General features: G+C 42.5%; 12 protein-coding genes and 1 rRNA gene. All 13 read right to left on the minus strand.

Going from position 1 to position 12,807, the window contains the following annotated elements; translation table 11 throughout:
* Nucleotides 1-65 (minus strand): 16S ribosomal RNA (locus B5354_RS00045); the annotation flags it as partial.
* Nucleotides 66-482: 417 nt separating this feature from the next.
* Nucleotides 483-1,970, minus strand: coding sequence for a lysine--tRNA ligase (lysS, locus tag B5354_RS00050; RefSeq protein ID WP_079524783.1), 1,488 nt, complete (start codon nucleotides 1,968-1,970; stop codon nucleotides 483-485).
* A gap of 237 nt (nucleotides 1,971-2,207) precedes the next feature.
* On the minus strand, nucleotides 2,208-2,696 hold the full coding sequence (gene folK / locus B5354_RS00055) for a 2-amino-4-hydroxy-6-hydroxymethyldihydropteridine diphosphokinase (protein ID WP_079524785.1): 489 nt from the start codon (nucleotides 2,694-2,696) through the stop codon (nucleotides 2,208-2,210).
* Nucleotides 2,689-3,057 (minus strand): dihydroneopterin aldolase, encoded by a 369-nt coding sequence (folB, locus tag B5354_RS00060; RefSeq protein WP_079524787.1) that lies wholly within the window; start codon nucleotides 3,055-3,057, stop codon nucleotides 2,689-2,691. Before folB ends, folK begins: the two co-directional genes overlap by 8 nt.
* A complete protein-coding gene (folP, locus tag B5354_RS00065; protein WP_139377021.1) occupies nucleotides 3,050-3,874 on the minus strand; it encodes a dihydropteroate synthase in 825 nt (274 codons plus the stop codon). The genes folB and folP overlap by 8 nt, the downstream gene beginning before the upstream one ends.
* Nucleotides 3,875-4,003: 129 nt before the next feature.
* Nucleotides 4,004-4,930 (minus strand): cysteine synthase A, encoded by a 927-nt coding sequence (gene cysK, locus B5354_RS00070; RefSeq protein ID WP_079524788.1) that lies wholly within the window; start codon nucleotides 4,928-4,930, stop codon nucleotides 4,004-4,006.
* Between the two features lie 155 nt (nucleotides 4,931-5,085).
* A complete protein-coding gene (gene hslO / locus B5354_RS00075; protein ID WP_079524790.1) occupies nucleotides 5,086-5,967 on the minus strand; it encodes an Hsp33 family molecular chaperone HslO in 882 nt (293 codons plus the stop codon).
* A 3-nt stretch (nucleotides 5,968-5,970) separates the two neighbouring features.
* Nucleotides 5,971-6,765 (minus strand): type III pantothenate kinase, encoded by a 795-nt coding sequence (locus tag B5354_RS00080; RefSeq protein WP_079524792.1) that lies wholly within the window; start codon nucleotides 6,763-6,765, stop codon nucleotides 5,971-5,973.
* 143 nt (nucleotides 6,766-6,908) lie between these two features.
* Nucleotides 6,909-8,975, minus strand: coding sequence for an ATP-dependent zinc metalloprotease FtsH (gene ftsH, locus B5354_RS00085; RefSeq protein WP_079524793.1), 2,067 nt, complete (start codon nucleotides 8,973-8,975; stop codon nucleotides 6,909-6,911).
* 118 nt (nucleotides 8,976-9,093) lie between these two features.
* Nucleotides 9,094-9,633, minus strand: coding sequence for a hypoxanthine phosphoribosyltransferase (gene hpt / locus B5354_RS00090; protein WP_079524795.1), 540 nt, complete (start codon nucleotides 9,631-9,633; stop codon nucleotides 9,094-9,096).
* An 11-nt stretch (nucleotides 9,634-9,644) separates the two neighbouring features.
* Entirely contained in the window at nucleotides 9,645-11,036 is a 1,392-nt protein-coding gene (gene tilS / locus B5354_RS00095) for a tRNA lysidine(34) synthetase TilS (protein ID WP_079524797.1), read from the minus strand.
* 110 nt (nucleotides 11,037-11,146) lie between these two features.
* Entirely contained in the window at nucleotides 11,147-12,061 is a 915-nt protein-coding gene (locus tag B5354_RS00100; RefSeq protein WP_079524799.1) for a serine/threonine protein kinase, read from the minus strand.
* Nucleotides 12,042-12,800: a vWA domain-containing protein gene (locus tag B5354_RS00105; RefSeq protein ID WP_281252710.1), complete on the minus strand. Its 759-nt coding sequence runs from the start codon at nucleotides 12,798-12,800 to the stop codon at nucleotides 12,042-12,044. The genes B5354_RS00100 and B5354_RS00105 overlap by 20 nt, the downstream gene beginning before the upstream one ends.
* Nucleotides 12,801-12,807 lie beyond the last annotated feature (7 nt).

Raw genomic sequence — 12,807 nt, forward strand, 5'->3', positions numbered from 1 at the left:
TCGACTTGCATGTATTAGGCACGCCGCCAGCGTTCGTCCTGAGCCAGGATCAAACTCTCCATAAAAGTAAAGTTTGCTTGTGCATGGATGCACTGACTTCAACGTTGCAACAGGACGTTGCGAACTTCGTTGAAGTTCCTTAACTCTTTGCACATCGAATGTGCTTGTTTGAATTCCCTCTATAGAATAGAAAGAATATGTTGACGTACTGGTTGGTTCGTTCAGTTTTCAAAGATCAAAATGTTAAGTGCCGCTTCAAAACAGCGACCTAATTAATATATCATGGTTAGAAAGTTAAGTCAATAACTTTTTAACAAGATTTTTTCGGCAAGAAACGAAAAAAGTTACATTCGCTTAATGCGACGTTTAATAATTTACCATGATTATATGGTCAAATCAAGTGCTAATTAAAATAAAAGTATTTTCTGACAGATATAGCCGAAAATTAATCCCTCGACAACAGTCGAGGGATGTAGCTGAAGTTAAGAATCGCGATTTCTCATTTGAGGGAACAGTAATACATCCCGGATTGACGGAGAGTTCGTTAATAACATGACAAGACGGTCAATTCCGATTCCTAGGCCACCTGTAGGAGGCATACCATATTCTAACGATTCCAGGAAGTCTTCATCCATCATATGCGCTTCGTCATTTCCCTCTTCCCTTTCTTTGAGTTGAGCTTCAAAGCGTTGACGCTGATCAATCGGGTCATTCAGCTCAGAGAACGCATTCGCGTGTTCGCGCCCTACTATGAATAATTCAAAGCGGTCGGTGAAACGCTCGTCCTCCGGATTCTTCTTAGCAAGTGGAGAAATCTCAATAGGATGCCCGTAGATGAAGGTAGGCTGAATAAGTTTCTCCTCAACCTTTTGTTCAAAAAATTCATTTACGATATGGCCAAATGTCATCGTATCCTGGATTTCCACACCATGCTCCTTGGCCAAGGCTTTAGCTTCTTCATTACTCATTTGCTGCCAGAAATCCACATCTGTGTATTCTTTCACCGCATCCACCATATGGAGCCGAGTCCATTCTGGTTCTAAATTGACCTCCACATCCTCATATGTGACCATCGTAGAACCAAGCACTTCCTTCGCGATATGAGCAACTAAATTTTCAGTTAAGCTCATGATGTCGTGATAGTCTGCATAGGCCTCGTACAATTCAATCATTGTGAATTCAGGGTTATGGCGAGTGGAAACTCCTTCATTGCGGAATACCCTTCCGATCTCATAAACCTTTTCCATACCGCCTACAATTAATCTTTTCAGGTGAAGTTCGATAGCAATTCTCATATAGAGGGGCATATCGAGTGCGTTATGGTGAGTTTCGAACGGACGTGCTGATGCCCCTCCAGGAATACCATGCATCATTGGGGTCTCTACCTCTAGGAAGCCTAAGTCATCTAAATATCTACGCATAGACTGAATGATCTTGCTTCGCGTCACAAACGTATCTCGACTGTCCGGGTTCGTAATAAGATCTAAATAACGCTGGCGATAACGCTGTTCTACATCTTTTAAACCATGGAATTTCTCAGGTAAAGGCCGCAGTGATTTTGTTAAAATCTGAAACTCGTCCGCCTTAACAGAGAGTTCCCCCACGTTTGTCTTGAACATGACCCCAGAGACACCGACAATATCACCAATATCTGCTGTTTTAAACAAATCATAAGCTTCGTCCCCTACACTATCTTTACGGACATAAAGCTGGATCTGACCGCTAAGGTCTTGAATATGAGTAAAGCCAGCTTTTCCTTTTCCGCGCTTCGTCATAATTCGTCCAGCGATGGTAGCAGGGGCTTGTTTATCTTCAAGTTCCTCTTTAGAAAATTTATCGTAATCTGCTTTTAAATCTTCGGCGAGGGCTGTTCTTTCAAATTTAGTTCCAAACGGATCCAGTCCTTGCTCTTTATACGTACTCAACTTTTCTCTGCGCACCCGCATTTGATCATTGAGTTCTTCTGACATTTTCATCACTCCATTCCTAACATCATTTACCCTGACTCCGGCTCAATAATAAAAACTGCCAGAAGAGTCCTGGCAGTGTTGCAACTATGATTTAGTATAGAAAAGACCTTGTTTCGTGTCAACGAAGAAAGAACTATGAGACCGGCATACTTTCTTCAAGGTCATTCGTAACATTCATAAAGAATGTTTGGCTTTGTGTCCCTAGTTTCTGCCTGGTGTACAGATACAGTTGCAAGGTTACAAAGGCTGAATAGTCTTCACGTCTTCGTCAGGCAGCTGTTGAAGCACCTCTTTTGCTGTTTTCCTTAATGTAGGCAGGTTGGCCTCAGGATTCACTTCTGTCAACGGCACGAGTACAAATGCTCGTTCGTGCATATGAGGATGAGGAATCGTAAGTCGCTTTGCTTTCATATTTTCATCATTATACAATAAAATGTCAAGGTCTATTGTGCGCGGGCCCCATTTTATGATTCGTCTTCTGCCTAAATTTTGTTCGATCATCTGACAATAATCAAGCAGTTGCAACGGTTGTAAGACCGTCTCTACCTCTATGACCATATTCAAAAAATCATTCTGATCGGTATATCCGACTGGGGCCGTTTGATAAACTTTTGACTGTTTAGCTAATGTGATCTTTTCGTGCTCACCAAGCATATCAATCGCCTCTGTTAGATATTGCTTACGCGGAGAAATATTAGATCCCAGGGCAATATAGGCTTTAGTCATCTCGTCGGCTCCTGTAAATATCGATCGCGACAGATTTATAATGTCCAGGAATAGGCGGATCAGGCTTAGTTATTTTGACACGGCATGCCTCAAGCAACGAAAAGGAATGTAATAATTTTTGAGCAAGTCGTTCTGCCACTGTTTCTACAAGTTTCGCCGCTTCTCCTTCTACTACCGTTTTCGTAACTTCATAAATTTGGCCATAATTTATAGACTGGTTCATATCATCTTGCACAGCAGCTGGCTTTAAATCTAACTCCATTTCAAGATCAACATAGAAACGTTGTCCGAGTTTATTTTCTTCAGGAAAGAGGCCGTGGTAGCCCCAAAATTCCATTTCATTTAAATAGATTTTATCCATTATACGGCTCCTTTCCCATCATAGCGTCCATCATTTTTGTCATTCTTATGATAGGTTCTACATCATGCACACGTACAATCTGCACTCCTTGCGAAACTCCAAAGCAAACTGTGGCCCCTGTGCCTTCCATTCGCTCATCTTCAGGGAGGTCAAGGGTTAACCCGATGAAAGATTTTCGGGAGGTTCCTAATAAGACTGGGTATCCTAAGGCAACAAACTCATCTAAGTGTCTCATCACAACTAAATTGTCATCAGAACTTTTCGCAAAACCAACCCCCGGGTCTAAAATAATATGTTCTTCTTTGACACCTGCCCCTTTCGCAATATCAATACTTTCCCTAAGATCCGTCTTCATATCCTCGATTAGCGAATCATAGTTTTTATCCTTGCGATTATGCATCAGGATAATCGGCACATTATAATCCGCTGCCACTTGCGCAATCGCAGGTTCATGCTTAGCTCCCCATACATCATTTATTATGGAAGCTCCTGCTTCTACCGCATGTTTTGCCACCTCAGCCTTATACGTATCAATGGAAATCGGTATGGAGAGCTTTTCGCGTAACGCTTTTATTACAGGTACAACCCGTGCGATCTCTTCTTCCTCTGTAACAGGGGCATGCCCAGGCCTGGTCGATTCTCCCCCAACATCAATGATATGGGCACCCTGCTGCTCCATTTCCAAGGCATGTGTTACCGCCTTGTTGATTTCATTAAATTTTCCGCCGTCAGAAAAAGAGTCTGGCGTAATATTAAGGATGCCCATCACTTGGGTTTGTGTAGAAAGATCGAGTTTTTTCACTTTAGTATTGAGCATATTCCGTTCCCTCTTTCAAAAATTAATTTATCCTTCTAGTTTACAACAATTTACGACATCTAGCACGGAAACATTGAAGGATCCTATCCATAAAAAAAGCTGAACTCCATGAGCTCAGCTTTTTATAATTTATTCTTCATCAAATTGGTAAAGCGGCGTGGATAGATAGCGTTCTCCGTTACTTGGAAGGACAGCCACAACTTTCTTTCCCTTGCCTAGTTTTTTAGCCACTTGCTTCGCTACATGAATCGCAGACCCGGAAGAAACTCCGCCTAGTACCCCGTCTTTACTGGCGGCTTCACGAGCAGCAGCGTAGGAGTCCTCTTTAGATACAGTGTAAACTTCATCGTAAATTTCAGTATCCAGTATCTCTGGAACGAATCCAGCACCAAGTCCTTGGATTTTATGTGGACCGGGTTCTCCTCCTGAGAGAATCGCGGAATCTTCAGGCTCAATCGCATAGATTTTAATTTCTGGATAATGTTTTTTAAGTACTTTACCAGCCCCTGAGATGGTTCCCCCTGTACCAATTCCGGATACAAAGGCATCGAGCTGATCCCCCATCTGCTCAACGATTTCTGGACCTGTGGTTTGGGCGTGAACAGCGACGTTCGCTTTGTTATTAAACTGCTGAGGCATAAAGTAACCATGTTTATCCTTGAGTTCTTCAGCCTTCTTAATGGCACCCTTCATTCCATCGCTCCCAGGAGTCAGGATAAGTTCAGCTCCATAAGCACGCAATAAGTTGCGACGTTCTTGACTCATGGTATCTGGCATGACGAGAGTCGCTTTATATCCTTTGGCGGATGCAATCATCGCTAAGCCAATACCGGTGTTTCCACTTGTCGGCTCAACAATTGTATCGCCAGGCTTTAATTCTCCTGATTCTTCAGCTGCTTCAATCATCGAAAGAGCAATACGATCTTTGACAGAACTTCCCGGATTCATGTATTCAAGTTTCAGATAAACATCTGCACTGTTTTCGTCTGCACTTCTGTTCAGCTTTACCATTGGGGTCTTACCTACTAGATCACTGACGCTATTAGCTACTCTCATTTTTTCACTCCTAATACCAAGTATTTTTATGGGATTTAATCTTTACTGTACGTAACTGAATGTCCGTTGTCAAACATTTCAATCTATTGTTTCCTTCATTCAAAGAAAAAACGAAACAGCCTCATACTGTTTCGCTTGTCGCAGGTTAACATTAGTTATTGTGAACTTCCTGATTGTAATTCTTTCAAGTCCTTTTCATCAAATTGATACGCTTCATTGCAAAAGTGGCATTTTGCTTCCGCGCCTTGATCTTCATCAATCATACGCTCAATTTCTTCATCTCCGAGGCTTGAAATGGCCATTTCAACACGTTCCCTGGAACAATGACAAGAGAAGGACACAGGCATGGTATCTAACACCTGAAGATTTTCTTCCCCAAGCAACGCGTGCAAAATCTCTTCTGGGGACTTTCCTTCACGAATCATCGTTGAAATAGGAGCTATTTGGCTGAGTCTTTCTTCAATTGCTGCCGTCGTCTGTTCATCTGCACCTGGCATCATCTGAATAATAAAACCACCGGAGGCTAGGATTGAATGATCCGTGTTTACGAGGACACCTGCACCTACAGCAGATGGAACCTGCTCAGAGTTGGCAAAATAATAAGTGAAGTCGTCACCGATCTCACCAGAAACAATAGGCACTTGACCCGTAAAATGATCCCTCATGCCAAGGTCCTTTACAACGCTTAATGTCCCTGTGGTTCCTACAGCTCGGGCTACATCAAGTTTCCCTTTGCTATTGAGATCAAAATCTACGTGAGGATTTTTCAAGTAACCTCTTACTTCCCCTTTGGAATTAGCATCAGCAATGATAGCCCCAACCGGGCCATCCCCTTCAACTTTAATCGTCAGTTTATCTTCACCCTTCAGCATAACACCCATCATGGCACTTATGGTAAGTGTCCGGCCTAATGCAGCTGAGGCTGTCGCCCATGAATCCTGCCTCCGACGTGCTTCTTCTACAGTTTCGGTTGACTGAACAGCATAGGCGCGAACTTGTCCGTTATATCCCATTGCGCGAACTAAATAATCTGACATTACTCATCCTTCTCCTTTAAAAGCAAGTTTATCTTTGTTGTTTTGATAAATTTTATGAAGCCCCTTTAAGGTTAAATAAGGGTCGACACAATCTATAGTACGTGATTCATCAGCAATTAAGGAGGCCAGTCCCCCTGTAGCAATCACTGTAGGCGTTTTGGACGAAGTTTCTTTCATACGACGTACCACCTCATCCACCTGTCCTACATAGCCATAAAAAACTCCGGATTGCATGGCCTCGACAGTCGATTGACCGATCACCTCTGATGGTCCTTTAATTTCAATTTTAGGAAGTTTAGCCGCTTTCGCATAGAGAGCTTCCATTGAAATATTGATACCCGGCGCAATTGCACCACCTACATATTCTTCACTCTCATTAACATAACAATACGTTGTCGCTGTTCCAAAATCAATAATGATCAATGGAGTATCGTAATCTTCAATAGCGCCGACTGCATTAACAATGCGGTCTGCACCTATTTCAGCCGGATTTGGGTACTTCATAGCTAATCCGTGGTCTACTTCATGTTCTCCAATAATCATCGGCTGTTTCTTGAAATAATAACGAGACATTCGATCAAGAGCAAACATTATGGGCGGAACTACAGAAGAAATGATCACTCCATCCATATCTTCAAAGGTTAATCCCTCATGGTCAAATAATGATTTAATAAGCATGCCATACTCATCTTCTGTTTTATGTCTGTCTGTTTTTATACGCCACTGGTACTTCAGCTGCTCTTCTTCAAATACTCCGAGCACTGTGTTGGTGTTTCCCACATCGAGTACAAAATTCATACAACTAGCCTCCCGGTTCAATTCCTTCGGCTACCATCATACCATATGAATACTGAAAGTGCCTTGCTCAAACAACTAGATCCATGCCTTCTTCACAATAAAAAACCGCATTCCCCCCATACAGGGAGAACACGGTTAGTGTATTATTGTTTCTTATCATCATCAGAACCTTGATTCGGATCTTGCTGATCCTGAGATGGTTCATGAGATTTATTTTCATTTTCATCTTCAGAAGTCGTTCGAGACTCTTCCTCTTCTTTAGATTGAACATTAACTCTCATGTTTTTTTCTTGCTTTTCATCAATTTCTCTTTGCTCTTCTTGATTAAGCTTTAGCTGTTTATTGTTCTTAATTGCAATTTCTTCTAATTCTTCATCGGTAGGCAATCGGCCTTTTTCGAATAAAGATTTAATCTGAGTAGAATCCAATGTCTCAACATCTAACAGAGTACCTGCAATCAATTCAAGCTTATCTTTATTGTCCGTTATGATTGTCTTAGCACGATCATAACAGTGATTAATGAAGTTTTGAACTTCTGTATCAATATCATAAGCAATTTGATCACTATAATTCTGTTCATTTTGAATATCACGGCCAAGGAATACCTGTCCGCCAGAGTTGGATCCGAATTGAAGCGGTCCAAGTTTTTCACTCATCCCGTATTCTGTAACCATCTTACGGGCGATGCTTGTAGCACGCTGGAAGTCGTTGTGTGCACCTGTTGACACCTCACCAAACATTACTTCCTCAGCTACGCGGCCGCCTAATAAGCCAGTAATTTTATCAAGCAATTCAGGTTTTGTCATAAAGTAGCGGTCTTCACGAGGTAGCATAACAGCATATCCACCTGCTTGGCCTCGAGGGACGATTGTTACCTTATGAACCATGTCTGCATCATCTAGAACCATACCAATCACTGTATGACCACTTTCATGGTGCGCCACAATGTTACGTTCTTTTTCAGAAATAACACGGCTCTTCTTAGCTGGACCGGCAATCACTCGGTCAATCGCTTCATCGACATGTTCCATATCAATACTCTTTGCATCAGAACGAGCAGCAACTAGAGCAGCTTCATTTAATAAGTTCTCTAGATCAGCACCAGAGAAGCCTGGTGTCCGCAAAGCAATGGTTTTAAGATCCACATTATCTGATAGCGGTTTGTTTCTGGCATGCACACCTAGAACTGCCTGTCGTCCTTTCACATCTGGGCGGTCAACCGTAATTTGACGGTCAAAACGTCCAGGGCGAAGCAATGCAGGGTCAAGAATATCTGGACGGTTGGTTGCAGCAATCATAATGATTCCTTCATTCGCACCGAATCCATCCATTTCAACAAGAAGTTGGTTCAAGGTTTGTTCACGCTCATCGTGACCTCCACCAAGACCAGCCCCACGTTGACGCCCTACAGCGTCAATTTCATCAATAAAGATAATACAAGGAGCATTTTTCTTGGCGTTTTCAAATAAATCACGAACACGGGATGCACCGACCCCCACAAACATTTCTACGAAGTCAGAACCACTGATAGAGAAAAATGGAACACCCGCTTCTCCAGCAACAGCTCTTGCTAGTAATGTCTTACCTGTACCAGGTGGTCCCACTAAAAGAACACCTTTAGGAATTCGGGCACCTACTTGCGAGAATTTACGCGGATCCTTAAGGAAGTCTACAACTTCAACAAGCTCCTGTTTCTCCTCGTCAGCACCGGCAACGTCTTTAAAACGCACCTTTTTCTTTTCTTCACTATACATCTTCGCCTTACTCTTACCAAAGTTCATGACACGGCTTCCGCCGCCCTGAGCCTGGTTAAGTAAGAAGATGAACAGAATAAATATAATCACAAACGGAATGATGGATGTTAAAACAGTCACCCATACACTTGGTTGTTCTTCTTCTTCAACTTTCAGCACGCTTTGTTCTTGTGCTGTTTGCGTCACGTTGGAAATAATTTGTTCGTTGGCTGGAAGTTTAGCTGTAAACATTCCCTGGCCTTCTTCACTGCCAGCTAGCTGTCCTGTGATACGAATGATCCCATTGACAGGCTGCATCGTCATTTCTTCGATTTCACCATTATTCAATCTATCGTAAAATTCGTTCACATTTAACGTTTCTTGCGGCTCACCTTGACCTCTAAATAGACCGACTACGGCGATAACTACGAGGAAGATAAGTAAATAAAATATGGTATTACGAAATATCCGGCTCATTGCCTACCTCCTCCCAAGCGAGAAAAACTATAGTAAATACTATCACACAAAAAACTAGAGACACAACTAATTACCCTTATTTGAAGTACTTCTAAACCTAAAGCAACCCTCACATACATCAGCCGCCGTAAACTTCCGGTTTGAGTACGCCAATATAGGGTAAGTTACGATACTTTTCATTATAATCTAACCCATATCCAACAACGAATTCATCTGGAACGTCAAAGCCGATCGTATCAGCCTTGATATGTGATGTTCTACCTGTAGGTTTATCAAGAAGGGTGACGATTTTGATGGATTTAGCTTTACGATACTTAAATAAGTCCACTAAATAACTTAATGTGAGTCCGCTATCAATAATGTCCTCTATAATTAACAGGTCTCTTCCTTCCACCTGGGTATCAAGGTCCTTCACGATTTTAACTTCACCTGAAGACCTCATGCCGCCGTTGTAACTTGAAACATCCATAAAATCCATCTCAAGATGTGTTTCAACTCTTTTTAACAGATCGCCCATAAAAGGCATGGCTCCTTTTAAGACACCAATAGCCAGTGGAAAGCGCCCGTTATATTCTTCCGTCAGCTGAGCCCCCATTTCTTTGCACTTTTCTTGAATTTCTTCTTCAGAAATTAAGATTTTCTCAATTTCACTATGCATGCATGCTCCTCCTACGTGTCTCGGTTATTTTTATATTGTAATCGAAGCCTTGTATCAGATGCAGCCCTGACACAATCTCCACCCTTTTTCAACCCAACAAGCCATAGAATTTGACCATCGCTATCCGTCACAAGCGGCCAAACCTTCCGCTTGTCTGCCGGAACTTTTTGGTCAATAAAGATATCTTTTACCTTTTTGGAACCATCCATTCCTCTTGGAGAAATTCGATCCCCAGGTTCACGCGTTCGTACTATGAGTGGAAGTTTTACGTGATATGAATCACAAATATAATCAAATAAATCTAGCTCATTATCTTCCTTAGTCCACTCTGCGGTGACGATCGAACCATCAGGAAGTTCAATGGTGTCCCCTATGTATAAAGTCTTAGTGAAAGCTGCAGGTTGACACGGCTTACTAAATGTCAACCTCACCTCATCGTAAGTTCGAATTACCTTCAAGCCGTTTGGCAAATCCAATTCTGCATTAGGTTTATCATCATGCAAAAGATTGAAAAATATATCTTCGTGCATGTAGGAAACTTCTTCCTGTTGGTAACCGTACAGATAGTTTAATATTAGATGAAAGGCCGTTCTTTGTAAAGCAAGTGGAAACGTTAAAAAGGGACGAATTGAAAACTTCACAAAAGGTTCATTTTTATTAGATATTTCCATTGTCTCAAGAACCTGTTCGGCTTGGGAGTTCAGATACAGCTGATTGTCCCTTGCCCGTTCACTCATTAACTGCATATGCTTGTTCAGTTGAGGGTTTTGTTCTTTTGCAAAAGGCATCACGTATTTTCTAAACGCATTACGTGTATAATCAGTGTGTTGATTGGATTCGTCTAATTTATAAGTTATTTTGTGCAAGGAGCAATAATCCAGGAGATCTTCTTTCGCCAGACAAAGAAATGGGCGAATAAGTCTCCCCGATGAGAAGGGTCTGCTGACAGGCATTCCACGAACTGATTCAGGGCGAACACTTCGTACCATCTGCATCATCATTGTTTCAGCCTGGTCGTCTCCGTGGTGACCAAGAGCTAGGACATCCCCCTCAAGTTGGTCCATCACCTGTTCAAAAAAACGATAACGCAGAATTCTTGCTGCTTCCTGTGTACCTGCACCTGTTTGTGCTTTGTACAAATGAACATTTACTGTCGTTCCAACAAACTCCACATTCCATTCGACTGCCAGTTTCTCAACATGGCGCAGGTCCTCGAGTGAAGTTTCACCCCTTAACCCATGATCAACTGAGACAGCAACGATTCTTAGGTTCATGGTCGCGCTTAGCTGATTTAAATAGTGAAGCAAAGCAAGGGAGTCAGGACCCCCTGAGACCGCAACAACGACGGTCTGATTCGCTTGTAAAAGTTGATGTTTTTCTATGAATGACTGAACAACCTGCATGAACACCCCTCACTTTTGCCCTAAATAACGCTTCACATTTAGAATGACTAATCATCTACTTTCCTATTCTTATCGTACCACTCTCTACTTCGATCCTGCAAAACATTCAGTTATAACCATGACAATCCGTAGAACATCGTAACGAGAATCGAAATCGCGATCCATTCCCCCCATTCAGACCGGTCAGATGACGACTTCTTCGCTGTTGCTCTGGAGACTCGGGAAGACTTACTCGGCCTTTTCATCAACCCTTTTTCAAGCCCTTTCTTCATCTCTTTCGCTGTTTGATACTTGCCCTGCCAGCAGCCGGTAATTACCTTTTTACAAAAGTCAGGCATTTGGGCTAATGCTAGTTTATGGTGCAATGTTTTATGTGGATCTTTTCCTTTGATAAAACGCTTTGGATAAACCATCTCCAGCATAATCATGGTCACAGCAAATAAATCGTATTGTGCTTCAGACTTTCTAGATCCGCAGCCCCAATATCCACGATCGTAAAACTCGGTAAATTCTTTAATCGCTCGGCCAAACGCAGTTACCCCGCCCACATCAATCCAACGCACCCTTGAAGCGGAAACAAGCAGGTTTTCTGTCTTCAGGTCCCCAAAGGCATAACCGGCTGCATGCAAATGCTCAAGATCACTTAGAAGCTGCACTGCAGTTAAAGCGATCCAATCCTTACTTTTGCCTTGTAGAAATGCCGGTAACGGTTGGCCCTGCACATACTCCATCACATAAAAAGGATAAGTAAGACGTCTAGGGGTTACCCAATCATCTACGTCCACAAAAGAAGGTCCAAGTTTGACACCTTGGACCTTGCTGAATTTCTTAAGCATATTCACCTCTAGCATCATTCGAGAACTATCTGTTCCCACCTTCAGAGCATAGGTATGGCCATTTCGTTTACAAAGATAGACGACACCACAAGCTCCTTCACCAAGCTTTTTTAGAATACGGTAGGTGTGTCCTTGCCATTTTCCTTGTAAGGTAGTTCCAGGGGTGAAATTAAAATCCAGCTTCTTCATAAGGATCTTCTCCATCATGCCTGTTTTTTTCTACCGGCTTACTTGCGAAGGAGTATAAAGCTTCTTTAAGAGCAGGCCCCGTTGGAGTATATCCTCCGCTTGAAAGCTTGGAAAATATCCCGTGGATAGCATCGAGTTCTGGTGTCCAATCTATCATTTTTTTAATTGTAGATTTAGGGTCAGGGAAAGAGAAAATGCTGAACTGATTTGATCCGGTTCGTGCGTTCAAACTCAGTGATAAGTCATACAAAGCTTCTTTGACGGTCGGAAGCTTATGGTGCATACTTGCACTTGAATCCACTAGAACAAGAACCTCAAGATCACACATTTCCCCCAGGTCATCTACGACTTCTACAACTTCCCCTCGTTGTTCGGGAGGAAGCTCTTCCATCGTCTTTCCCTGGCCTAAAATCTGTTGCAACTCGTTGTTCACTACCCCCTGAATAGTTTGTGTCATGGCTTGTCTCGTTACCGTTTGGACGGTTTGCGATAAATTTTTCTGATAGACGATCTGACTGACCCCACCGCCCGCTTCAGCAATAGATTCTACTTCTTCAAGACCTTGAGGATGATTCCTCTGTTCATCATCAAGCACGCCAATGACGTTGACCGTGACCCCCTGATTCCTGGCTAGCGCAGCTACAACTACTGGATCTTCTCCGTAATTCGAACATCCATCCGTTAACAATAGAATTTGTTTCAGCCGTCCTGGCTTCATAGCATATCCCTCCTGTTTCATTGTCAAC

Source organism: Halobacillus hunanensis (assembly GCF_900166655.1).
Classification (GTDB): domain Bacteria; phylum Bacillota; class Bacilli; order Bacillales; family Halobacillaceae; genus Halobacillus_A; species Halobacillus_A hunanensis.